This window comes from Gottfriedia luciferensis (genome assembly GCF_002156865.1).
GTDB classification, from domain to species: domain Bacteria; phylum Bacillota; class Bacilli; order Bacillales; family Bacillaceae_G; genus Gottfriedia; species Gottfriedia luciferensis.
On the sequence record NZ_NCTA01000005.1, the window covers coordinates 182,086 to 206,765 of the forward strand.

At 32.0% G+C, this 24,680-nt stretch carries 24 protein-coding genes; 4 read left to right on the forward strand and 20 right to left on the reverse strand.

Features of this window, described 5'->3' with window-relative positions; translation table 11 throughout:
- Window positions 1-86 precede the first annotated feature (86 nt).
- The 3 genes from B7R67_RS06310 to B7R67_RS06320 all read right to left on the reverse strand — a co-directional run bounded on the left by B7R67_RS06310 (window position 87) and on the right by B7R67_RS06320 (window position 3,698).
- Window positions 87-1,277, reverse strand: coding sequence for an acetate kinase (locus tag B7R67_RS06310; protein ID WP_088068616.1), 1,191 nt, complete (start codon window positions 1,275-1,277; stop codon window positions 87-89).
- Between the two features lie 90 nt (window positions 1,278-1,367).
- Window positions 1,368-2,357 carry a class I SAM-dependent methyltransferase gene (locus B7R67_RS06315; RefSeq protein WP_088068618.1) on the reverse strand — a complete coding sequence of 330 codons (990 nt, stop codon included), beginning with the start codon at window positions 2,355-2,357 and terminating at the stop codon, window positions 1,368-1,370.
- A 300-nt stretch (window positions 2,358-2,657) separates the two neighbouring features.
- Window positions 2,658-3,698 (reverse strand): phosphatidylglycerol lysyltransferase domain-containing protein, encoded by a 1,041-nt coding sequence (locus B7R67_RS06320; RefSeq protein WP_088068620.1) that lies wholly within the window; start codon window positions 3,696-3,698, stop codon window positions 2,658-2,660.
- 165 nt (window positions 3,699-3,863) lie between these two features.
- Here B7R67_RS06320 and proC point away from each other — a divergent pair, with 165 nt between their 5' ends.
- Window positions 3,864-4,676, forward strand: a complete 813-nt coding sequence (gene proC / locus B7R67_RS06325; RefSeq protein WP_088068622.1) for a pyrroline-5-carboxylate reductase — start codon at window positions 3,864-3,866, stop codon at window positions 4,674-4,676.
- Between the two features lie 126 nt (window positions 4,677-4,802).
- Here the strand turns inward: proC and tpx are convergent, their stop codons facing one another.
- The 11 genes from tpx to refZ form a co-directional block, all read right to left on the reverse strand.
- Entirely contained in the window at window positions 4,803-5,303 is a 501-nt protein-coding gene (gene tpx / locus B7R67_RS06330) for a thiol peroxidase (protein ID WP_088068624.1), read from the reverse strand.
- Between the two features lie 91 nt (window positions 5,304-5,394).
- Entirely contained in the window at window positions 5,395-5,838 is a 444-nt protein-coding gene (gene ytfJ, locus B7R67_RS06335; protein WP_088068626.1) for a GerW family sporulation protein, read from the reverse strand.
- A 12-nt stretch (window positions 5,839-5,850) separates the two neighbouring features.
- The gene (locus B7R67_RS06340; RefSeq protein WP_088068627.1) at window positions 5,851-6,480 is read right to left on the reverse strand and encodes a DUF2953 domain-containing protein; all 630 of its coding nucleotides are present in this window, start codon (window positions 6,478-6,480) and stop codon (window positions 5,851-5,853) included.
- A gap of 192 nt (window positions 6,481-6,672) precedes the next feature.
- The gene (locus B7R67_RS06345; RefSeq protein ID WP_088068630.1) at window positions 6,673-8,241 is read right to left on the reverse strand and encodes an amidohydrolase; all 1,569 of its coding nucleotides are present in this window, start codon (window positions 8,239-8,241) and stop codon (window positions 6,673-6,675) included.
- Window positions 8,242-8,377: 136 nt separating this feature from the next.
- Complete coding sequence (gene mbcS / locus B7R67_RS06350) at window positions 8,378-9,952, reverse strand: acyl-CoA synthetase MbcS (RefSeq protein ID WP_088068632.1); 1,575 nt, start codon at window positions 9,950-9,952, stop codon at window positions 8,378-8,380.
- 361 nt (window positions 9,953-10,313) lie between these two features.
- Window positions 10,314-11,186: an aldose 1-epimerase family protein gene (locus tag B7R67_RS06355; RefSeq protein WP_088068634.1), complete on the reverse strand. Its 873-nt coding sequence runs from the start codon at window positions 11,184-11,186 to the stop codon at window positions 10,314-10,316.
- Window positions 11,187-11,305: 119 nt separating this feature from the next.
- Complete coding sequence (locus B7R67_RS06360) at window positions 11,306-11,515, reverse strand: alpha/beta-type small acid-soluble spore protein (protein WP_088068636.1); 210 nt, start codon at window positions 11,513-11,515, stop codon at window positions 11,306-11,308.
- 83 nt (window positions 11,516-11,598) lie between these two features.
- Window positions 11,599-12,828, reverse strand: a complete 1,230-nt coding sequence (gene thiI, locus B7R67_RS06365; protein ID WP_088068638.1) for a tRNA uracil 4-sulfurtransferase ThiI — start codon at window positions 12,826-12,828, stop codon at window positions 11,599-11,601.
- A 4-nt stretch (window positions 12,829-12,832) separates the two neighbouring features.
- On the reverse strand, window positions 12,833-13,975 hold the full coding sequence (locus B7R67_RS06370) for a cysteine desulfurase family protein (RefSeq protein ID WP_088068640.1): 1,143 nt from the start codon (window positions 13,973-13,975) through the stop codon (window positions 12,833-12,835).
- 76 nt (window positions 13,976-14,051) lie between these two features.
- Entirely contained in the window at window positions 14,052-15,764 is a 1,713-nt protein-coding gene (gene ezrA / locus B7R67_RS06375) for a septation ring formation regulator EzrA (RefSeq protein WP_088068642.1), read from the reverse strand.
- A gap of 257 nt (window positions 15,765-16,021) precedes the next feature.
- Entirely contained in the window at window positions 16,022-16,669 is a 648-nt protein-coding gene (gene refZ, locus B7R67_RS06380; protein ID WP_088068643.1) for a forespore capture DNA-binding protein RefZ, read from the reverse strand.
- 150 nt (window positions 16,670-16,819) lie between these two features.
- Between refZ and B7R67_RS06385 the strand changes: the two genes are divergently transcribed.
- On the forward strand, window positions 16,820-17,308 hold the full coding sequence (locus tag B7R67_RS06385) for a GAF domain-containing protein (RefSeq protein ID WP_088068645.1): 489 nt from the start codon (window positions 16,820-16,822) through the stop codon (window positions 17,306-17,308).
- Window positions 17,309-17,348: 40 nt separating this feature from the next.
- Here the strand turns inward: B7R67_RS06385 and B7R67_RS06390 are convergent, their stop codons facing one another.
- Window positions 17,349-19,211, reverse strand: a complete 1,863-nt coding sequence (locus B7R67_RS06390) for a sensor domain-containing diguanylate cyclase (RefSeq protein WP_088068647.1) — start codon at window positions 19,209-19,211, stop codon at window positions 17,349-17,351.
- A 475-nt stretch (window positions 19,212-19,686) separates the two neighbouring features.
- Here B7R67_RS06390 and rpsD point away from each other — a divergent pair, with 475 nt between their 5' ends.
- Window positions 19,687-20,289, forward strand: coding sequence for a 30S ribosomal protein S4 (rpsD, locus tag B7R67_RS06395; protein ID WP_088068649.1), 603 nt, complete (start codon window positions 19,687-19,689; stop codon window positions 20,287-20,289).
- A gap of 248 nt (window positions 20,290-20,537) precedes the next feature.
- On the opposite strand, the gene B7R67_RS06400 is transcribed toward rpsD, so the two are convergent.
- Complete coding sequence (locus B7R67_RS06400; RefSeq protein ID WP_088068767.1) at window positions 20,538-21,464, reverse strand: helix-turn-helix transcriptional regulator; 927 nt, start codon at window positions 21,462-21,464, stop codon at window positions 20,538-20,540.
- A gap of 159 nt (window positions 21,465-21,623) precedes the next feature.
- Between B7R67_RS06400 and B7R67_RS06405 the strand changes: the two genes are divergently transcribed.
- Window positions 21,624-22,085, forward strand: a complete 462-nt coding sequence (locus B7R67_RS06405) for a VOC family protein (RefSeq protein WP_088068651.1) — start codon at window positions 21,624-21,626, stop codon at window positions 22,083-22,085.
- An 85-nt stretch (window positions 22,086-22,170) separates the two neighbouring features.
- Here B7R67_RS06405 and B7R67_RS06410 read toward each other — a convergent pair whose 3' ends face one another.
- The 4 genes from B7R67_RS06410 to B7R67_RS06425 all read right to left on the reverse strand — a co-directional run bounded on the left by B7R67_RS06410 (window position 22,171) and on the right by B7R67_RS06425 (window position 24,461).
- Window positions 22,171-23,163 carry a zinc-dependent alcohol dehydrogenase family protein gene (locus B7R67_RS06410; protein WP_088068653.1) on the reverse strand — a complete coding sequence of 331 codons (993 nt, stop codon included), beginning with the start codon at window positions 23,161-23,163 and terminating at the stop codon, window positions 22,171-22,173.
- 236 nt (window positions 23,164-23,399) lie between these two features.
- The gene (locus B7R67_RS06415) at window positions 23,400-23,690 is read right to left on the reverse strand and encodes a hypothetical protein (protein WP_088068655.1); all 291 of its coding nucleotides are present in this window, start codon (window positions 23,688-23,690) and stop codon (window positions 23,400-23,402) included.
- Window positions 23,691-23,699: 9 nt separating this feature from the next.
- Entirely contained in the window at window positions 23,700-24,083 is a 384-nt protein-coding gene (locus B7R67_RS06420) for an SHOCT-like domain-containing protein (RefSeq protein WP_088068657.1), read from the reverse strand.
- Between the two features lie 12 nt (window positions 24,084-24,095).
- Window positions 24,096-24,461 (reverse strand): DUF2089 domain-containing protein, encoded by a 366-nt coding sequence (locus B7R67_RS06425; RefSeq protein WP_088068659.1) that lies wholly within the window; start codon window positions 24,459-24,461, stop codon window positions 24,096-24,098.
- Window positions 24,462-24,680 lie beyond the last annotated feature (219 nt).

Genomic DNA, 24,680 nt, shown 5'->3' on the forward strand with positions numbered 1-24,680 from the left:
AAAAAAACGTAGAGCAAAAAAGTGATCTCATTTTAAGAATATGAGTTCATCTTTTTTTGTATGCTCTACGTTTATTCATAACTTAATTATTTCATTCCAATTCGCATTACGTCTCTAGCAATAACTACTTCTTCATTTGTTGGAATAACAATTACTTTAACTGGAGAGTGGTCAAAGCTAATGAAAGCTTCTTTTCCTCTAAAGTTATTTTTACTTGGGTCAAAATAAACACCCATAAATTCTAATCCTTCTAAAACAGCTTGACGGATTTCAGGACCATTTTCACCAATACCTGCTGTGAAAATAATTGCATCTACACCTTTCATACGTGCAGCATAAGATCCTAAATATTTGTGGATACGCTCGATGAATACGCTTTGTGCAATTTTAGCACGCTTATTACCTTCTTCAGCAGCACTTTCAATATCACGTAAGTCACTAGAGAATCCAGAGATTCCAAGCATTCCACTTTCTTTGTTTAATACTTCAAGTACTTCTTCTGCTGTTTTACCAGTTTTCTCCATAATAAATGGAATTAAAGCTGGATCTAAGTTACCTGAACGAGTACCCATTGTTACACCTGCAAGTGGAGTGAATCCCATTGAAGTATCAATTGATTTTCCACCTTCAACTGCTGCAATACTTGCTCCATTACCTAAATGACATGAAATAAGTCTCAATTCTTCAATTGGTTTACCAATTAATTCTGCAGCTCTTTCCGTAACATACTTATGTGATGTACCGTGGAATCCATATTTACGAATACCAAATTGTTTATAGTACTCGTAAGGTAAGCTATATAAGAAAGACTCTTCCGGCATTGTTTGGTGGAACGCTGTATCAAATACTGCTACTGCAGGAACATTTGGTAATAATTCTTTAAATGCACGAATACCAACTAAGTTTGCTGGATTATGAAGTGGTGCTAAATCTGAAAGTTTCTCAATTTGCTTCTCAACTTCTTCAGTAATTAAAGCAGAGTCTGTAAATAACTCTCCACCATGAACAACACGGTGTCCAACTCCATGAATTTCTTCGAATGAAGAAATAATTCCTAAACCTGTTAACTTTTCTAGAAGCATTTTTACTGCAACAGAATGATCTGCAATATCAGTTACTTCTTTAATCTTTTCACCATTTACACTAATAATAAAAACGCTGTCCTTCAAACCAATACGTTCAACTAAACCAATTGTAAGTACTTTTTCACTAGGCATTTCAATCAATTGAAATTTTAATGATGATGAACCTGCATTAATTGCAAGAATATTTGCCATGTTTTTGCATCTCCTTTAAACATGAAACTGTTATATTTTTTTTATCGAAATTATTATAACACAAATTAGTTTACGTGTTTAAAAGTTCAATTATTGTAAATTTTCTTTAAACCATGCATTCATTTGAAGCATAATATCTTCGACTGCCTTCATATTAGATAACTTAGGGAAATCAACTAATAAAGCCTGTTTTGGCTTCTTCATATTTTCTGCATTTTTGCGGATAATTAATATACTTTTTTGATGTTTTTCATCCTTAAAGGCAGATACTGGCAACTGTATCAATCCTTGAATAACACCTGTTTCATTAATATAGTTCTGCAATTGTTGAGATTGCTCTGATGTAAATAAATGATTTGGAACTAATGAAATGAAAAATCCACCAGATTTTAAGTAGTTCATACTTTGCTCAATAAATAAATGGTGTGCATAAGACATACCTTCTTTTGCTTTTAATGCATAGTTTTTTGCACGCTCTGTATTTGGATAAAAACCAACTGGTAAATCACAAACAACCAGATCAACTGGATCAACAAATAAAGGTGCTAAGCTGTCTTGATTGAACAATTCTACTTCATGTCCTAATAAATTTCCGATTACAAATGCAATCCTTACTAAAACGTCATCAACGTCGATTCCAACTGACGCTGTAAATTTATCGTTTGAAGAATTTAATATTGTTGATAAAAGATTCCCTGTACCAATTGCTGGATCTAAAATCGTTAAATTTTGTTTACCTTCTGTCACTTTCCCTACTAAATAAGAAATAATAAAAGCAATTCCATCTGGAGTCATCTCATGATTTGTTTGAACTCCTTGCTTCATCCCTTTCAATATTGCTAATTGAAACGCACGTCGAATGCTTTCGTTGTCTTTAGGTAAAGAAATAAATTGTTTAATACTATTCATTAGTTTATCTTTTTGGGAATCATTTATTTCTTCTTGTAGAATTTCACCTTCAAAGAAATTTTCACCCGTCTCGATTAATGCTTCCAAATAAGATATTTCAAGATTATCTTTTATACATTCTGTCGATTCATCTATGTAATTAAATAACTCCACTGAATTCTCTTTTACCATTTTGTATTCCTCACTTTCAAAATAGAACAGTCATTGGTTCTCATTATACGTATGCCTTTTAAACGTGTCCACTTTATTAGCTGTAACAATTATTTTCTCCTATTAGAAAGTATTCGGTTTTTCAAAACAATTTTAATCCAGTATTGTTAATTTAATTTTAATTGAAGTAAGTTAATAAATTTTTAATACAATATGAACATTTTATGTAGTTTTTAGAGCGGTTCAGTTTCAAAAAAGTTTAAGAAAAGAATTTCATCTTTAATTTAGAAAACTGTATTCCCCGCTCATTGAGGTCTAAATTCAACCAATCTTTATGTTCTTTTTTAAAGGTTTTCTGAATCGTGTTATATAATTAAAAGATTTTATTCCATGAACTAAGCAATATAAACTTGTGATCACGGAAAGTAATGTATACGGCTTATATGCTAAGTACTTAGATTCCCACTTATTAGCAAATTTACTTTTAAAAGTTAATAAACCTTTAAAGTTATAAATCGAGTTACCATATTTAAAAATCATTTTTGCGGATTTTTCTATAAGAGTTGCATTAGAATAAAGTCCAACATTCGCTAAAGGAGCCATCCCTAAGCTACAATTTTTAAATCCATTTTCTTTTGCCCAAAACATAATTGAGACAAAAAGCATGTCCATTGCTCCATAAGGCAATTCCTTTAAATACCTCATTAAATCGATGGTCATATTTTCCCCTTGTACTGGTAATGTAGCAAATGCAATAATTTGGCCATTTTTATTTCGTAAAAGTCCAACAGGAAAATTTGAAACATAATCAAAATGGAATGAGCCTACTGAAAAAGATAACTCATCTCTACCATCTAACCATTCGTCTGATACTTTCTTTAATTCGTTAAGTAAATCTAAAGAATGGCTTGGCATTTTAACTTCAAATTGATAGCCTTGTCGAATGAACTTATTTCTTTTTGTTCTTAATTTCGCTCCTTTTTTACCAGTAATCTCAAAACGTTCAAGTTCAACAATGGCTTCTTCTCCTAATTTAAATAATCGATAACCCGCTTTTTCATACAGCAATTTTGACTTATCATCTATTTGATAAAAGCAAGGAGTACAGTTGATACTCATACTAAAATTTTCAAATTCAATTATTTTTTCAAAAGAACACTCTCCAATTGGATCACATAATACAACTAATTTATTTCCTTGTTCACGATAAACAAATGCAGACTTTTGGTCCTTTGAAATAAAAACTTTTTTATCACCTAATAATCCTAAGTGTGATAATGAGGTTGCACCGTAATTATGAATAAGTTGTTGAATGATTTCAATTGCAGTTTTTTGATTTGATTCTTTTAAAATTTGTTCCATAATTCCCCCTAATCGTATCAATCATTTTATTGCAAATTCTATTTTACAAAATATTATTCAATGTGAGTATCCAATTATTAATTTTTTTTAATAAACTATTATTTGGTAAAAATTAACCCCTCCTGTATAATTCAATTTATTAAATAGTATGGATGTGAAAATGATATGAACAAGAAAATAGGATTTATTGGATGCGGTAAAATGGCTCAAGCTATGATCGGCGGGCTAATCGATTCGAATGTCATTGAGAGGAATCATATTTATGTAAGTGCAAGATCGAATGATACTCTTATCAAGGTTAAAAATCTGTATAACGTTCAAACTTTCGATAATAATATTGATTTAGCAAAGCAAGTCGATTATTTGTTCTTAGCAGTTAAACCTGATTTATATCCAGTTATAATTGAAGAAATTAAAGATGTAATCTCAAGTAATATTGTCATTATCACAATCGCAGCTGGAATTACGCTAGAAGGCGTTGAAAAGTCATTCGGTAAAGAGGTTAAAATCGTTCGAACTATGCCAAATACCCCTTCTTTAGTAGGTGAAGGAATGAGTGCACTTTGCCATAACCAAATCGTAACATCAGATGAATTAAGCGAAGTTATGGATATTTTCAACAGCTTTGGCAAATGTGAATTAGTTAATGAGAAGTTAATGGATGCAATCCCGGCAGTAAGTGGTTCTTCACCTGCTTATGTGTATCTAATGATCGAAGCGTTAGCAGACGGAGCTGTCTTGCAAGGAATTCAACGTAATCAAGCTTATAAATTAGCTGCACAAGCTGTTCTGGGTGCTGCAAAGATGGTACTTGAAACTGAATTACATCCAGGCGAGTTGAAAGATCAAGTTTGTACTCCTGGTGGAGCAACAATTGAAGCCATAGCAGAATTAGAAAAACATGGCTTCCGTTCATCAATCATTTCGGCAATGGAACGTTGTACCGAAAAATCGATGTCACTAGGTAAAAAAGAATAAAATTCAGATTAAATAAATGTAAATGAAGGCATCCACTTTTTTAGTGGGTGTCTTTTTTAGTGGGTGTCTTTTTTAGTGGGTACAAAAAAACTGCCGAGATTTTTCTCGACAGCTTTTATTATTTAATTATTTAGCAGCTTTTACAGCTTCGATTGCTGCTTCATAGTTTGGATGAGTTGTTCCTTCGCTTACGTATTCAACATAAGTAACAACATCATTAGAATCTACTACGAATACCGCACGAGCTAATAAACGTAATTCTTGCATTAATACACCGAATGCTTCACCGAAAGATGCATCACGGTGATCAGAGAAAGTATGTACATTTTCTAATCCACTAGCAGCACACCATCTTTTTTGTGCGAATGGTAAGTCCATAGAAATTGTTAAAACTTCAACGTTTTCTAAGTTAGATAATTCTTCATTAAAACGACGAGTTTGAGCATCACAAATTCCTGTATCAACAGAAGGTACTGCGCTAATTAAACGAACTTTTCCTGCTGAAGCTTCTAAAGTCACAGGGCTTAAGTCATTTGCTAATACAGTAAAACTTGGAGCTTTGTCTCCTACTTTTACCTCTTGTCCGATTAATGTTACTGGATTGTTTTTAAACGTTACAGTTGCCATGATATTTCCTCCCAAAATTCCAAAATGTTCACAACATTTATCTTACTGGAAGGAAACAATGAATGCAATTAACTTTACTCAAATTTTAAATTTAATCTAAATCTGGTTCAAAATCATCCTCATGTTCAACAGAATCATCTTTTTTCTTCATATATTTCTTTACTTTTTCTAGTGCTTGTGGTGTTAAATCCATTAGCTTTTCAATTAAATGCGTATTTTGATCAAGGTGTAGTAACTTAACACCATCTTTATTTACGATTAGAAAAGCAATTGGAGTAATTGATGCACCACCACCTGTACCACCACCGAAAGGATGTGGACTTCTTACTTCCGCTTGTTTAACCCCATCTACAAGATGGTAATTCCGAAATTCACTACCGCCCGCTGCAAAACCTACCCCTACTTTTGAAACAGTTAAAATTATACTTCCATCAGGAGTTGAAATCGGATCGCCAATAATTGTATTTACATTAATCATTGCTGATAAATTTTCCATTGCTGCGTGCATTAAGTCTCCAATAGGATGCTGACTCATTGATAATCACCTCTAATTAGTTTCAATTGGATGTGTTGCTTTAAAGTCTTTTCTTGTTTTTAAATATGTTTTAACTAATAGTAATCCTGTAAATACTGCCTTCCGAACTGAAAATGAAAATCGAATTTTACCGGTAGTCTCCATTACGGTCGTGTAATAGTTTGGCGTAATATCAATGCTAGGTAGCTGATGTAAAACCGTGTATTCCCTTAATAAATTCTCAAAAATTCCGATTACACTATAAGCTGTTCCAATGGATACACCTGTTAAAGCAGAATTTCCTACACCAAAATGAATATGAAAGGTAAAATTATAAATTTGTACAGTCTTTAAAAATTTCGTAATGATAGTATGTGCATTTTTATATAAATTTATAAAAAAATCAACTTGTTGAAAAACAGACAAATCTCTTTTCTTTTCTAAATCAGACACATCTTCCTTTACTTCTTTTGGTCTTTTTAAAGGTATTGTGAAAGTGTAATGGAATAAATTTTCCAAGATAGAGAGTTTTACAATCAAAAATCTTTCTTCATTCGTATAAACAGACTGAATAATGACTTTCATATTAATAAAAAGTATAAAAGCTATTAAAATAATAACGACGATTGCTATAAAAATTAGAACAGAATAAATATAAAGCAAAAAACCACCCTTTTTTGTAACAGTATGGGCAATCAAACATCTACATAAACAAAAAAGAACGGAAATATAATTCCATTCTTTTTCAAAGTGTTGAAATATACTATTAAAAATTCCTTATTCCTAGCTCCTTGCCCCTGCCTTTCCTAGTTCCTGCTCTTAAGAACGCGAGCAAGCTGAAGTGCATGTTTGACTTTATTTTTTATAAACAATATCCCCTCTGCAAATCGTCTCACTACATTTTACGGATAATAACTCTTCACTTTCCAACTCAAAAGGATCTTCATCAAATAAGACAAAGTCAGCAGAATAACCTTCTTTTATCAATCCTCTATGATCATCTTGACCAAAAGAAGCAGCACTATCTATTGTATAAAGTTTAATTGCTTCAAATAAACTAATTGCCTCTTTAATATTATAGGTTTCTCCATCTTTCGCTTTACGGGTAACAGATGTATATATACCTTGCCATGGGTTTATTGTATCAATTGGTGTATCAGAACCATTTGCTATCGGAATCGATTCATTTAGTAAAGTTTTTATTAAATAAGCATATTGGTTTCTATTTTCTCCTATTCGCTCGATTAACCATGGATAATCTGCATACAAAAATGAAGTTTGTACATCTACAACAATTTTTAAACCTTTCATTTCACGAACTAATTCAGGAGATAAAAGTGAACAGTGGATCAATCGATCTGGCAGTTTGCCACTATTCGGATACTTTTTAATCGCTTCAATCCCTTGTTTAACAGCTAAATCACCAATCATATGAAATGCGATTGGCAATCCATTTTCTCTAGCTTTTTTTGTAATGAATTCTAATTTTGAAGGAGATGTAACTTGTAATCCCGTTAAGTTCTGATCATCCTCATATGGTTTTTCTAATAGTGCTGTTCGCCCACCAAATGATCCATCAATAAATGCTTTAACGCCTCCAAACGAAACATTCTGATTGCCTTTATGTAATCTGTCTTTAACCTCTTCTAAAGTTGTATGATGTATTAAGACATGTGTATGGAATGGAAGTTCATTTAATAATTGTTCATATAAATTAATGACCAAATTTGCATTACCGTAATAAGATAAATCCTCTGTTACTGCTGCTACTATACCATATTTATAACAGTCTTTAATTGCAGTTGTAATTGCTTTTGACAAATAGGAAGCATTAGGAGCTGGCATTGTTTTTAGAACTAAATTTACAGCTTCGTCGTATAATAATCCGTTTAATTGTCCATCTTCTGTAAAACCAACTTGCCCTCCTTCGATTTGTACATTCTCATTTATATTTGCATAATTAAGTGCTACAGAATTTACGAAATAGACATGCCTACAAGTTCTTTTTAATACGATAGGATTCTTATTGGACAATTTATTTAAATCATCAATTGAAAAAGTGTGTTGTGTTTTCCAATCATTTTCATTCCAACCTTCACCGATTATCCAGTCATTTTGATTAGTTTCCAATACGGCCCTTTGCATAAGTTCAAGCATCTCATCATATGATTGACATTTAGATAAATCAACGCGGTTTATCGCTTCACCATGTCCAATTAAATGTAAATGACTATCAATAAAACCTGGAAAACCTATTTTTCCTTTGCAATCAAATTCATCATGCTGTTCTTCTTTTAAATAGGTTAATAACTCACGATAAGATCCAGTTTTTATAATTCGATTTCCATCTGTTATGATCGAATCTACAGTCTCACCTTCATTTTCCATCGTATAAAATGTTCCATTATACCATAGCTTTTTCATTTCAAATCACCGTCCAATAATAAGATAAACTATATAATAAAGTTCAGTTTCTGCTGTCTATAAGCATCTTTTTAAACAACATAATGCCTAAATAAAAAAAGAGGGAATATTCCCTCATTTTAACATAATTGAATCTTTAATTCGATTCACGTAATTGTTCCATCGTACGTAATTCAACTCGACGAATTTTGCCTGAAGTCGTTTTAGGAAGTTCTTGAACAAATTCAATTTTTCGTGGGTATTTATACGGTGCTGTAATTTTTTTCACATGCTCCTGTAGCTCTGATACTAATTCTTCTTGATTAGAATAATTTTCAGTAAGTACTACGAATGCTTTTACAACATTACCACGTAAAGGATCTGGACTAGCCACTACTGCACATTCTTTTACAAGCCTATGTTGAACAAGTGCATCTTCAATTTCAAAAGGTCCAATTGTATAACCTGAACTAATAATGATGTCGTCACTACGTCCATCAAACCAATAATAACCATCTTCATCCTTTCTAGCTCGGTCACCTGTTAAATAATATTCACCTTTAATCTGCGCTTTTGTACGCTCTAAATCATTATAGTAGTGTTTAAATAAAGCTGGTGAGTTTAAATGTACAGCAATATGACCAACCTTATTTACACCAACTGGTATTCCTTCGTCATCGACAATTTCGACTAAATTACCTGGAGTAGGGATCCCCATTGAACCAGCCTTTGCTTTAATGTCTTTCATCGTACCAATTAACAAAGTATTTTCAGTTTGACCGTATCCGTCTCTTACATCAACATTAAAATGCTTTTTAAATGTGCGAATTACTTCTTGATTTAATGGCTCACCCGCTGAAACAGCACTTCTTAATGCAGGCAACTCGTATTGTTCTAGATTCTCAACCTTTGCCATAAAACGATATTCTGTAGGTGTACTACAAAATACTGAAATATTTTGTTCTTTGAGCATTGTAAGGAAAGTATTAGCTTCAAATTTCCCTTCGTAAAAGAATCCTGTCGCGCCACTCCCTAACGTAGCTAAGAATGGACTCCATATCCATTTTTGCCAACCTGGACCTGCTGTTGCCCATACAGTATCATCCTCTGTTACATCCAACCAGTTCGACGCAACAGTACGAATATGTGCATATCCCCAACTATGCGTATGGACAACTCCTTTTGGATTACCTGTCGTTCCTGATGTATATGAAATAAATGCTAAATCATCACTTTTAGTTTCAACTGTTAAAACATGTGCTCCAGTAATTGCTTGATCATTTAATGAAGTCCATACACTATTTTGATGATGGATTGTAAATAATTTATACTTCTCACTTTTAGCAAGACTAGTAAATTTATCAATATATTCATCATGCGATACAATCGCTTTTACTTCACTATGTTCAATACGATATTGAATATCTTTAACAGTTAACATTTCAGATCCGGGAATGACAACGCAACCTATTTTTAATATTGCTAAATATACTACATATGTCTCAACGCATCTTGGCATCATGACAAAAAGTTTGTCCCCTTTTTCTATGCCATTATTTTTTAATGTAAAAGCATATTGATGAACTTTATTATAAAGTTCTTTATACGTTATTTGCTTGGACTCTCCTTTTGCATCAACCCACTTTAATGCTATTTTATCAGTTGAAGCAAATTTCTCTATTTCCCAAACTAAATTGTACACTTTTGGAGCGATTAAACTTGTTCCGTTCATACTTGTTTGTCCCCCTTTTGGATCATTACTAAAATTATATTTTGAATTTTGCAAAATAGAATAATAAAGGTTTCGGTAATGATCTTTATGATTCCTGCTAATTTTCGACTATTTTTCAGAAAATTTGAACAAAAGCACGAATATTCAAGGAACTGTTTAAAAAGAATGTTGATTTTCGTTACAAGATCCTCGATTTCTGCAAGGAGCGAGCCATTGTTTAAAGTATGTGTGAGTTTGGCGTATCAATCTTCACTATACTTTCGCATCATTTGCTCTAATGCATTCTTAAATAGTTAAATTTGGCAAAAAAAAATAAACCATCTACAAATAGATAGCTTATTTAATAAGTTTTATTAGATCATCATTCACTACTAACAGTAATACTATATGTACTCTTGAAAGATTCACTTGGTTTTAGGATTTGAATTCCTAATCTGTCTTTCATTTCTTTTACTGAACCGATTTCATCTGCAATTCCATACCAAGGCTCGATACATAGGAAAGGTGCCGTTTTAGTAGTCCAGATACCAACGAAAGGAAATCCTTCAAAATTGACTTTAATTGTATTTGGATGATTATTTGAGCAAATTGAGATTGTATTCTTTTTAAGATTTTCAAAAATTAATGCGTCATCTTTAAATAGTTCACGAGTTAATGGTAATTTTTTTATACGTTCACCAATAAGCTCTCTTTGGCCATTCCGATAAGGTCCTTCTAATTTTATTGTCTCTAATCTTTCTTCTTCTTCAAATTCAATATAATAATCTTCAAATGAATCATTATCTAGTAGAGGAATATTAAAGGCTGGATGAGCACCGATTGAAAATGGCATTGGTTTCGTATCATTATTCTTTACGATATATGTAATAAACAATGTTTCGTCTTTTAGTTTATAATTCACATTTAATGAAAATTGAAATGGATATTTTACTATCGTTTGTTGATCACTAATCAGCATATAATTTAGCTCATTATCTTTGCTATCAATTAACTTAAACTCCATGTCTCTTGCAAAACCATGCTGTGGGAGACTGTAGACTTCGTTATTCACTTTATATTGGTTATCAATTAATTTACCAACATTCGGAAACAAAACAGGTGCATGTCTCCCCCAAAAAGCTGGATCAGCATTCCACAAATAATCAATATTATTTTTTTTTGTAAAAATACTTGTCAGCTCTGCCCCCTGTGACTTAGTTGTAATTTTAATAAAATCATTTTCAATGTATGACATGTCCAGGCTTCTCCTTTGATTTATTGTCCCTTATTATAGCAAATTTTAAATTTATTATTAAATAAATAGAAAAGAGGTAGGTTTTACCCTACCTCTTAATCCATAATTATTTAATGTTATTATCTTGAATATCCACCAAGGCTTTGTTCAGCCATTTGTACTAAACGTTTTGTGATTTCACCACCAACAGAACCATTCGCACGAGAAGTTGTATCTGCACCAAGCTGTACACCAAATTCAGTTGCAATTTCATACTTCATTTGGTCTAATGCTGACTCAGCACCCTCAACTAATAATTGATTTCTGCCTGAATTATTTCTATTTGACATGTGTTGTCACCTCCTTGTGAGTATAGAGTGTGATAAAACACATATCTTCATTCATAATTCAGTTGGTAATTTTTGGTATTTTTTTATAAAAGTGCATCGATATCGATTTCTTCCTCTTTAGGAGAAGATTGATTTCGGATCATTTCATTTTCAAATATGATTGTTTCCTTAGAAACTACAGCTTCATTTATTAGATCAGTAAAGTCAAATTTACTTTCATAACGTGCTACTTTGTCGCGTTTTGGCTTTGTTGTTGGATTAGCTGGCGTAAATATCGTACAGCAATCTTCATATGGTCTAATACTAATATCATACGTATCAATTTTTTTAGCAATATCCATAATCTCTAATTTGTCCATTGCTAATAATGGCCTTAACACAGGATAGTTAGTAACCTCATTAATCGTATGCATACTTTCTAGTGTTTGACTTGCAACTTGTCCTAAGCTTTCACCTGTTGCTAACGCTAGGGCTTTTCGTTGTACTGATACTTTTTCAGCAATTTGAAGCATAATTCTTCTCATAATCGTCATTGTATAACTTGCAGGCATTTCTTTATGAATCGCTTTTTGAAGTTCTGTAAATGGAATAACATGTAAAGTCACTCTTTTACAATATCTAGTTAACTTACTTGATAAATCTAAAACTTTTTGTTTTGCACGATCACTCGTAAATGGAGGACTTTCAAAATGAATCGCTTCAATTGATACCCCTCTCTTAAGAAGCATATAAGCAGCTACTGGACTATCGATTCCACCTGAAAGTAATAGCATTACCTTTCCGCCAACTCCTACAGGGTAACCTCCAGCACCATATTCTTCTCCACAAGTAATATAAGTAGCATCATCACGAACTTCTACTCGAACAGCTACATCTGGATTATGAACATCCACAGTTAAGTTTTCAGTATTTTGAAGTATATATCCACCTAATTCTCGATTAAGCTGTGGTGTATTTAGAGGAAATTGTTTATAACTACGTTGAGTGTTTACTTTAAAAGTTTTAACAGTATCCCCTAATTCATTAATAGCTTCAAGAGCACCTTGTTTAATTGCTTCTAATTCAGTATCAACTTTTCGTGCAAAACTAAACGTATGAATACCAAAAACCTCTTTTAAATTTGCAGCTACCTTTTCGTGGTCTTCACCATTTAGTTTTATATACATACGGTCACGTGTCGCAGTAATTTTTATTTTCTCAAAAGCTTTTAAACGATTACGAACATTTTCTCGTAATATACTTGTAAATCTACCTCGATTTTTACCTTTAGTTGTCATTTCTCCATAACGGATTAAGATATATTCTACATTCATGTTGTTACCTCATTACTTTATATAAATTTTTAATTACTTCTTTCATTATCACATTAAACCGCTTTACTTCATCCATCGTATTTTCATAAGAAAGACTTATTCTTACAGCACTACTTGCTACCTTCTCACTTTTACCCATACTCTGTAATACTCGACTAATTTCGAAAGTTTTAGAAGAACACGCTGACTTTGTAGAGATAAAAACATTTTCCTCAGATAGAGCATGTACAATTACTTCAGGCTTTAGTCCTACAAATGAAATATTTATGATATGTGGAGCAAAATTATACTGAGGTGAATTCAATACAGCACCATCAATCTTCTCTAAATTAAGTAGAAGTTCATTCCTCATATTTAATAGAACATTATTCATTGTATTTTGTTTTTCCATTGTAATTCTCAATGCTTTTGCCATTGCAACAATACCAGCTAAATTTTCTGTACCTGAACGAATCTCTCTTTCTTGAGAACCACCTGTCATTAAGGATGATAATGTTACACCCTCTCTAATATATAAAATCCCTGTACCTTTTACACTGTGGAACTTGTGGCCAGAAATCGTTAATAGATCAATCGCTGATTGCTTAATATTCAAAGGTACTTTTCCAATCCCTTGAACAGCATCTACATGGAAAAATACTTTCGGATAATCCAATAATAAATTCCCAATTTCTTCAACTGGTTGTATTGCTCCTGTTTCATTATTTACATGAATTAGTGAAACAAGAATTGTATCATCCCTTAAAGCATCCTTTAATTGTTCAACAGAAATAAAACCATTTTCATCTGGTGATAAATAGGTTACTTCAAATCCAATCTCTTCAAGCTGTTTATAGGCTTCATAAATTGAAGGATGCTCAATTTCAGTTGTAATTAGATGTTTCCCTCTAGATCGATGCATCATTGCAGTTCCCTTGATTGCTAAATTATTCCCTTCTGTTCCACCTGAAGTAAAAATAATCTCAGATGGCTGCACAGATAAAAGTTCCGCAATTTGGTTTCTCGCTTTTGAAAGCAATTGTTCTGAGCGACCTCCCAGTTTATGGATTGAAGAAGGGTTCCCAAAAAATTGGTCTGAAACCGTTATATATGTGTCTAACACCTCTTTATAAGGTTTGGTAGTCGCACTATTATCAAAATAAATCATTTATCGAAACCTCCATATTGCTTGAGTCCATTTTTCATTATAGTCGAAAACAGACTGAAACCCCTAAGATTTACATCTATAGGGGTAGTGTGTACTTTTGTTCACTTAGTATTTCTTGTAATTTATCAATCGCACCAGGTTCGATTTTTTCTATAGAAACTGCTGCTTCTTCTAGAGCTTCGTTATATTGGAATTCTCTAAAAAGCTGCTCTGCTTTATCCATTGACATTGCAATTTGTACATTTTTACTTCTATAGCGATTACCATATTGTATCACTTTTTCAACAAAATATCCTTGCTCAATCATGTATTTTGTATCATTATAACATTCATTTACAGCTGCAGATGCCTTATCAAGAAGAATTGAAACCTTACCCATTTTTAATGGCTTTTGTTCTAATTCTAAATAAACAACTTGCATACTCTCTTGTGCTGCTTGTATTTGTTTTAATGATGACATTGGCATACCTGGTAGGTTAGAAATTTGAACAAGACGTTTGACCTCTAACATTAATCGTTTCATCTCTATCAGTTGATCACGTGCTTGCAATTCGTCTTTTCGAAGTGCTTTTAACATTTCAACATACGTCGTATGCGAATCTTTAACATCTTCCATTTGCTTTTTCAATAAATCTAATTCTTCTCGTATTACAGAGAATGCAAGATCTTGTTCAGCAACTCGAATCTGTAATAATTCAAAACGTTTCGTAATGATACTTACTTGTTTCTCAACTAGCTTTTGTGCTTGAGTATCTTCTTCATTTAATTCGTATATTTGTTGAACTAATTGAGTCTCTTCTTTTGTTTTTAAATTAGCTTCTCGAATTCGTTGAATTTCTTCTTGTGAGGTCCAAATTTCTTTTTCTACAACATATTTGCTCTCAACTTCACGTTCTAATAAATCATAAATTGAATCGATTTTTTCTTTAACATACTCAAGTTTTTCACTCGCATCTGTGATTTCAAGATTTTTAATAAGCTCAACACATTCGATACAAATTTTAGTGCATTCGATTGACTCATTAGTTAACATTTCATAATCAAGTGCGTAGCCATCCTCTTTCATTTGTTTTAAGCCTTCAGTAAGATTATGTATTTGAGATGGCATTGTTGTTGATGATTCAATATATAAATCTGGAATAATTTGCATGTTTGCTTTTAATAGATTTACTTGATCATCAATTTGTTTAACTAACTCTCTAGCTTCTAAATAATTTCCATTTTCAGTTGTTTCCTTAAATACTTGAATCTGTTTCTTAATTTCATCCATTTTATGTTCTAACTGAGTTTCGGAAATTGAATAGAGATGACGATGTGTAAGTAAAAGTTTTCTTTGTTCAAGATACTCTTGATTTAACTGTTCAATATCTTGATTATTTTGCTCTTCGCTACCAACTAAATCACTTACTTCATTAAGGATTAATTCAACATTTGACTCCGCTTCATTTAAACGTCCTTCAAGTTCAGTAATTGCTGCTTTAGCTTTCATAAAATGATATTTATTAATCGCTTCATCAATATCATAAATTGAATCCGTTACTTTCGGTAGTACAGTTGTAACTAGTTCATCCCAATCAGTTCTCCATTTTTCAAAAAGCTCTTCTGTTTGGCCAGTCATATTTAAAGCCTTTAGTTTTGAAAGTTCATCCGTTACCGGTTTACTCATTAACTGCATTCTCCATGCCTCAAGCTGATCGAGTCTTTTGAATAAACGATTTCGAATTGTTAGGGCCACAATCATTAATGCGATAACAATACATATTACGATTAAAATTACACTGTATGTCATTTCCCTGGTGTACCTCCTCTACTTGCCATCTGAATCTATTTATCTCTTCTTACATTTTTAAAATAATAAATCGTCCATTTACATAGGTTATAGTTAATAATAACATGATAAAGTTGTTTTTTGGCTTAATTTTTTCAATTTTTTTATATTTTTATCAAACTATACTAAATATTGTAGAAACTTGTCGAAATTTAAAATTTTATATCAACGAAAAACGCCTTTTCATTGTGATTTCTCACTGTGAAAAAGGCGAAATTTTAGGATGATAGTTCAACGTGACGAATAAAATTTTCATCCATATCTAAAAGTGTATCAATCCACTTCTCAACGTACTCTTTATATCTTTCAAAAAAATACAGATCGTTTTGTTGAATATACAATACTTCATTCAAATAACCCGGAAATAAATACGGTGTAGAAAGAAACGATTTTAACTGTACAAAAAACACAGAAAATGGCATCGTTATTTTTGCATTTCTTAACCGAATCGCATCATAAATTTGAGTAAATGTATATCGCTCTCTAGCTAAATATGTCATCATAATTTCTCGAATTAAAATAGAGTCCAGCGTAAGCTCTCTAAAAAAGATCGAAGCATATTCTTTATTCAGATAATAATAACTCAAGACCTCTTCAACTAATTCTTTTAAGATTAAATTAGCATTTTTATGCTGTAGCAATAAACTAAATTTATCTAAAATTTTCACGTATCCTTCTAAAAACTCTACAATAATATATTCCAGTAATCCTTGTTTACCTTTAAAGTAGTATGAAATAGTTGCAATGTTAACATTCGCTTTTTTAGAAATATCTCTAACTGATGTACCTTGATAGCCATTAATTTTAAATAATGTAAGTGCTGTCTCGATGACTTTATTCTTTGTTGCAAGTTTTTCTTGCTCCATACTTGTCACCCTCTTCTACAACATCAATTCCTTTATTAAAACATTAGCGAAATTTTTTCAAATTCCTTTACTAAATAGTCGACAAAATTACCAGTATTCTTCCGAAATATGCTATGATATTTCAAATGATATAGGGAAAGGGGTCTATTCATGTTTCAAAAAGTCGAATATTCGGGTACGAAAGAACAACAATATAATACACTTACCTCACAAATTAAAGCTTTAATACATGATGAACATAATTTAATCGCAAATTTAGCAAATACTTCAGCTTTGTTAAATCAATTTTTACAGCAAATTAACTGGGTTGGTTTTTATTTAAAAGATGGTGACCGTGATGAATTAGTTTTGGGTCCATTCGTCGGTCTACCTGCATGTGTTCGCATTCCATTTGGTAAAGGTGTTTGCGGTACATCTGCACAGACTAAAACTGTTCAACGAATTGATAATGTTCATGATTTCCCTGGACACATTGCATGCGACGCGGCATCAAATTCGGAAATTGTTATTCCTTTAATGCACAAAGGGGAAGTAATCGGAGTATTAGATATCGACAGCCCAGAATTCAATCGCTTTGATGAGGTCGATCAGCAATATTTACAGCAAATTGTCAACTTAATCGAAGATACAATCAAATAAGATTAAGATACCAAAAAAAGGAATCCATGAGGATTCCTTTTTAGTTTGCAATCGTAACTTTATTTTTTCCAGTATTTTTTGCAATATATAATGCATCATCTGCACTTTTAAATAATTTTTCAATAGATGCTGAAGTAAATCCACCGCCCCATGATGATACACCGCAGGAAGTTGTAACTCTCGGATTAGAAATACGCTCGATTTCTTCAATTATTCTAGATGCAACTTTCTTAGCATGTTCAATACCGATTTTCGGTAAATAAACTGCTAATTCTTCTCCACCCCATCTTGCTGCAATATCAGTGGAACGTACAACATCTTTAATAACATTCGATACTTGTATCAGTACATTATCTCCTATTTGATGACCAAAAGTATCATTTATCTTTTTAAAGTCATCAATATCTAACAGGATTAAAGTTCCTTGATTATCTTCATTCATACTTTTACTTATTTGCTCTTCAATATATGCTCTTGAATATAAACCAGTCAAATGGTCTGTCGCAACCAATTGTTCAAGTTTCTCTTGTAACATCGTATTCCGCAACGCTAATTTTGTTGGTTCCATGACATTCTCAACAAGGGTACGATCCTCATATTTAAATTTAAAAGGGTCTCGATGTAACATAATAGACACTCCGAGTAATCCTGTTGTCTCAACTTTTACCGCGACAATCGAATTAAAAGGATAATTTTGATAACCTACCTCTTGTGATGCGTTAACCTTTAATAAAGTACCATCATGGCCAAACAATTCCTTGATAATTCGCTGGACTAAAAAATCTGACTCCATTTCATCAAAAAAACTTGTACTACCGTCAAGAACTTTAATTTGTTCATGATCAAGTAATATAATTGCAAATTCTTCGCATTCAAAACGTTTTTGAAACTTATTTACTAAATATTTAATTAGCTCTAAGCTATTTAAGTTCTGATTTAAGTTCTGACCAACCTCATTAACAAATTGAATTCGTTTTGCACTATCTTCAACCTGTTGATATAACTTTGCATTTTCTAAAGCAATTCCTGCTTTTGAAGCAAGTAACGTAAAAAATTCTTGCTCATATACAGTAAAATTACTAAAGTTTTTATTTTTAATTTGAAGAACGCCATACACTCCCTGTTGCCCTTGTACAGGTGCGTACATATAAACAGATCCATTTTTCTTTTCATATGTATTTATATTTTCACTATAAGCCTGAATTGCATAAGGATTTGCATCTTTATCCATAGGAGAAAACTGCTTAACTGGTAAATGCGATGGTTCAACAGTTTGATTTGTTAGTAATAGTAGGTAATCGTTATTTGGATAGACTGTTCTTAACGAAGTAATGATTTCAGAAAAAACATTCTCTACATTAAATGACGAATGTAGCTTTGTAGTGATTTTCGACAATTGTAAATACTGTTTTCCTTGTTCAACAGTTCTATTTACTTTAACTAATAAATTTTGTAAATCGAATGTGATTTTATGAAAATTAAGTAAAAAGCTCTCGCTAAATTGCTCTAATACTCTTTCTTCACCTGTAAAATCGAATCCAACAATATTTATATCATTTTCTTCACATTTCCAAAAATAAAGAAATGTTTGATTTAACATGTGAATTATTTTGTATTTACTCTCTGTATCAAATTCTATATCTAATTTATCATTCGAAATTTGTGATTGTTTTTCAAATTCGTTTTCATTTAACGGAAATCTATTGTATGTGATAGAATCAAGCAACTCTCCATTATTATTTTTACTAAATAAAGATACAGATCTTGCTCCTAAAACATTACAAGTTAATTTTGAATATTTTTTATATAAACTTGAACTAAGTTTAATATTTTCTTGATTAACCATAAAATCTAAAAATTCCGATTTTAAATACAATATTTTATTTTTTTCATCGAGATTCATACAAAATCACCTACTAACAGTATAAAAATGTACTATAATAACTATTTTTCATTATAAAACAATTAGTAAGTTTTTCCTACAACTATTTTTATACAAAATTGGACATATTCTTATAATTCTGACTCAACACTACACTATATAATAGGAAATAACTCAAAGTAATTCAGTTATCCACAATGTATATTAATTCAAAATTACCTAATATTAATAAATTCTTTACATAATATAAATGAGTAATTAGTTATAAACCCCTCCTTGACTATTTTATACTATCTAGTTATAATATTCTTTGTGTAAAATAACGCAGCGTTGTAAGCACAGGCTTGATTTTTATTTTGTTCCTCTACTATAAAGAGGTGTCATCGCGTAACTCTGGCTGCTGGAGCGAGGATACATGAAAGCAAAATAAACTGACTGGGGCTACACGAACGTTTTTATTTTACTCCAAAATAAAAACTAAAGGAGGAGACACTCAATGTCTCGTTATACAGGATCTACTTGGAAATTATCTCGCCGTTTAGGCATTTCATTAAGCGGAACAGGTAAAGAATTAGAAAAACGCCCTTACGCACCAGGTCAACACGGACCAAACCAACGTAAAAAATTATCAGAATACGGTTTACAATTAACTGAAAAACAAAAATTACGTCACATGTACGGTGTTAATGAGCGTCAATTCCGTCGCACTTTTGATATCGCTGGTAAATTAACTGGTAAACACGGTGAAAACTTCATGATTTTATTAGAAACTCGTTTAGACAACCTAGTTTACCGTATGGGTCTTGCTCGTACTCGTCGTGCAGCTCGTCAATTAGTTAACCACGGTCACATCTTAGTTGATGGCAAACGTGTAGACATCCCTTCTTTCCGTGTGAAAATTGGTCAAACTATCAGCTTACGTGAAAAATCACAAAACTTAGCTGTAGTTAAAGAAGCTGTTGAAGTTAACAACTTTGTACCTGAGTACATCACTTTCAACGCTGACAAATTAGAAGGTACTTTCAACCGCTTACCAGAGCGTTCTGAATTACCAGCTGAAATCAACGAAGCTCTTATCGTTGAATTCTACAACCGTTAATAATATCGCTTCTTAGATAGCGATACAAAAACCTCTAGAAATGTTGATTGATCAACGACTCTAGAGGTTTTTTATTTTTATTGGAATGTAAATTAAAATCCTCCCACTTTGTTAACTGGGCATGATTTTTTAAAAGTGTAGATGGTTTAAATGTTAAGGTCAAGATAACGATACTATTACTCCCCCAAAAATCCCTTTCAATACTTGTTAGTTAGGCATTAAAACTATCAAAGTTTAGAACTAGTTCATTATATATTTTCAATTAAATCCCTGTAATATTGCCGTAAGCCTTCCTTTAAAATTATAGGCTGTATGATTTTTACCGTCTTACCTAATCTGGCAAGATAATGAATGATAAAGTTAAGTTCGTTTGGTTCATACGTCCCGACTATATATGTATTTTCCGACTCGCTGATTAATTCCATAGATGGATAATGTTCCTTTTGAAATAATTCGATTCCTGCTTGATTAATCAACCATTTAAAATGTATGGCTTTTTCTGATGGCTTCCATAATGTATGTGAATTTTGTTTAGTAATTTCCTTTAAATCCTCTAAAGGTTTAATGGTAGTTATTTCAGCTGAAGAGATACGGTCACAACGAAAAACACGGTAGGCCATTTTATCCATATCATATGCTTGGCAATACCAGTATCCATTCATTACGTAGATAGCAATTGGGTGAATTGTGCGGATTCTATTTTGATACGTTATTTTTAATACAAAATTTTGAACAGCAGCCATTAGTAATATTTCTAAATGTACGCTTTCTTTGATTTGTTCAGTATTTTGAAAGGAAACACGATTTTGCATTCTCTCTATATCTTGTTTTCGACTTTCCGACAGTTCATTTATGAATTTTTCATGTATAGTACGATAGGATACTTGAAATGGTAAATTTGAAAAGCTTCGAAGTGCTTGCATAGCAAAGTAAAGCGCAAGGATTTCTTGATTATTAAAAGAAATAGGTGGAAGCTTCATTTGATTAAGTAAACGATATCCCCCATAACGACCATATTCAGCATAAATTGGTGCGCCAATTTCTTCTAAAGAAGCGATATCCCTTAGTGCAGTCCTTTTTGAAATCTGAAATTCCTGCATTAAATCCTGTAGAGTAAAATGTTGTTTCTGATTAATGTAGCGAAGTATTTGATTTATTCGTTCTGATTTTTTCATATTAACACCTCTTAATGGTGCCAAGTTTTGTCACCTTTAGTCACTATACTTGTAAGTGTACTCAATCTTGATGAAAGAAACAATAAGTCCTCATTTATATCTTGAAATAGTAGATATACCTAAACTTATTACAATAAAAACTAAAGGAGTTGTATTATTATGGCCGTACAATTAAACTCATTTTTGATGATGAATGGAAATGCAAAGGAAGCAATTAATTTTTATAAGAAAGCACTCGATGCAGAACTATTATTTAGTCAAACATTCGGTGATGCACCAGCAGATCCTAATTCTCCTTTACCAGAAAATCTAAAGGATTTAGTATCGCATGCAATCTTAAAAATAGGGGAAACAAATATCATGATTGCAGATATGTTTCCAAGGATGACTTATCGAAACGGCAACAATGTTAATATCTGTATTAGTACGAATGAAATCGAGAAATCCAATAATTTTTACAAATTGTTGAAGGAAGATGGTCAAGTGGTAATGCCAATGCAACAAGTACATTTTAGTCCAGCTTACGGCATTGTAACTGACAAATTCGGGGTTACTTTTCAAATTTTCACAGCACTTTCTGAAGAAGCTGTAATAAGAGGACATCAGAAAGAAAATGATTGAATTGTATTGATTACTCATTGATAAAATAATTAACCACCTAAAAAATTAGGTGGTTAATTTACATAATACGCATATAAGAGATAATTCAAAAGCTTGTTAAAAACACTTTTCCCTTAGTTACTTTGGAAGACTCAACAACTTCAATAGCCTTTTTTATATCGTACAAGTCAAACCTGGAATCCATTTTCATCAATTGTAATTTTTTATCTTCAATTAGTTTGATCAAATAATCAAAAGTATTTTGCCACTTTATCTGTGAAACATTATGGTTCCAGTTTCTCAAATGGAACATGTTCGCATTAACTTTAGCTTTATTAACAATATCTGACCAGTTGACTTGAATCCCTGACAATAGACCGATTGTTAAAAAATTCCCGTTAGGGCGCACACAAAAAGCTAAGTCATTCCCAGAAGTGCCACCAATCGAATCAATTGCCGCATCCGCACCAACTCCATTTGTTAATTCCATAACCGTTTCATATAGTGGTACAGTAGAAGTATCGATTACAAAAGAAGCACCAAGATGAAGTAAATCTTCTGTATGGATATTATTTCTATTGACTGCTATTAATCGAAAACCCAATACCTTTGACAATTGAGCAAAAATACGTCCAATAGCAGAACCACAAGCGTTAACCAGTAAAACATCATCCGGTCTTAACTTTAAAATTTCCGTACAAGTCACCAAGGAAGTAACTGGATTGATATACATTTGAGCTGCTGTAAAGTCATCAATAGAGTCAGGTATAGGCACTACAAATTCTGCTGACGTTGTAACAAATTCTTGCCATGTTCCTTCTCCCCTTAAAGGTAATACACGTTTACCAATAAGGTTTTTAGAAACTGAAAAACCTACATCTTCTACAATACCTACTCCTTCATAACCAGGAATATTTGGTAAAGATATACGGTGAGCATATGATCCTCTAATTGGTATTAAATCAGAAGGATTGATAGGTCGTGCTAGCATTCGAACAATCACTTCATTGTCTTTTGGTGGTTCTATACTTTTATATTCAACTTTTAATACACTTTTAGGACTACCAAACTCGTAGAATTTAAGACATTTCGCTTCCAAATTAAAATTCTCCTTGATATAGATCAGATTTATTTATTATATCATTTTCAACTATACTGATTGTCAATTCAAATAAAAAAGCCGCCTAAGCGACTATCATTTTGTTGAACTAACCTAAACGTTAGTTCTATTAGAATTAAAATAACTATTTTTCTAAAAATCTAAAAAACGAACAATTAAAAAAGGTCATGTATTGAAATTATTGAATACACCTTATCCTGTAGGAGTAATTAAAATTAAAGCTTTACTAAAACTTCTGTACCATCTTGAGCTTTGACGTTTACTAACACAAGCCCTTTAGATTTTTGTAATTCTTTTATAACTGGTTTTAGTAGTTTTTTGTCTATTTGTGGAATGGTCAAAGAGATCTTTTTATCTACCTTGTGTTCATTTTGCTCTTCTAACCATTTATTCATTTGTTGATGAAGAAATCTAGATGAAAGAATAGAAATAGCAAGATGTAAAATGGCATATGGAATTGGGATCGTGAAACGTCTTTCTTTTATTTTCACTTTTACTTGTAGCATAAGCAAACCCTATTCAATCGTAACAGAAACTATATCGCCGTTTGACGACTTAATATCAACAAGTTGGCCAGCTAATTCGTTCTCAATTGCTTCAATAATTAGGTTAATGTCAATATCCTTTACATATTTTTCAGCTTCAGGAATACTCGCTAAGATGCTGTTTCCAGCCACTAATACTGCCTTGACAAGTTTTATTGGCAAATTGACCTTAACATTATCATTTTCAGCTGATTCAACACGAATTTTCAATGTTTTATCTGCATAATTAGCTGCTTTGACAGGATTGCTTCCTGCTTCTTTTTCCTTTAATACTTCAATAAGTTCCGATGCTTTTTCTGCATCGATTTTCCCTTCTTGTACCATCGTCAATACTTTAGTGATTTCTTCTTTCATACTAGATTCCTCCTATTCCTCTTTTAACAACCTGATTGCTTCTTCTGCAGAGATTTCTCCATTTTCCAGCATTTCAACAACTTTTTTCTCGTCTACTTCATTTTTCTTCTTCGTTTCGTAGCCAAGTGATGTGATAATATCAGTAAGTTTACCTCGTACAGTCGGATACGAAATCCCAAGCTCTTTTTCTACTTCTTTGATGTTTCCCCTACATATCAAAAATACTTCAACAAAATGAAGTTGTTCCTTTGATAATGAGGAAAAAGCAGATAGCTCAAATTCATTTTCAATTGTTGTGTGACAGTGAGAACAATGTAGTTTTGTAATTTTTAATGTCTTACTACAAACAGGGCAATTTGTAATAACCGGATAAGCCATAATCAAACCCTTCCTTTCATTTGATTAGATTATATGATGAAAAATTAAAAAAGTAAACACAAATATTCAATATTATTAATTTCGACCTTAATAATGTTAATATCCACTTTAAATATTTTAATTTTAATAAGATCTATTGATGGTTTAACGCGGAAAGGACAGACAGATTATAATGTAAACTCACCACATAATGGCTCTAGTTAAATATAGTGCACTTTT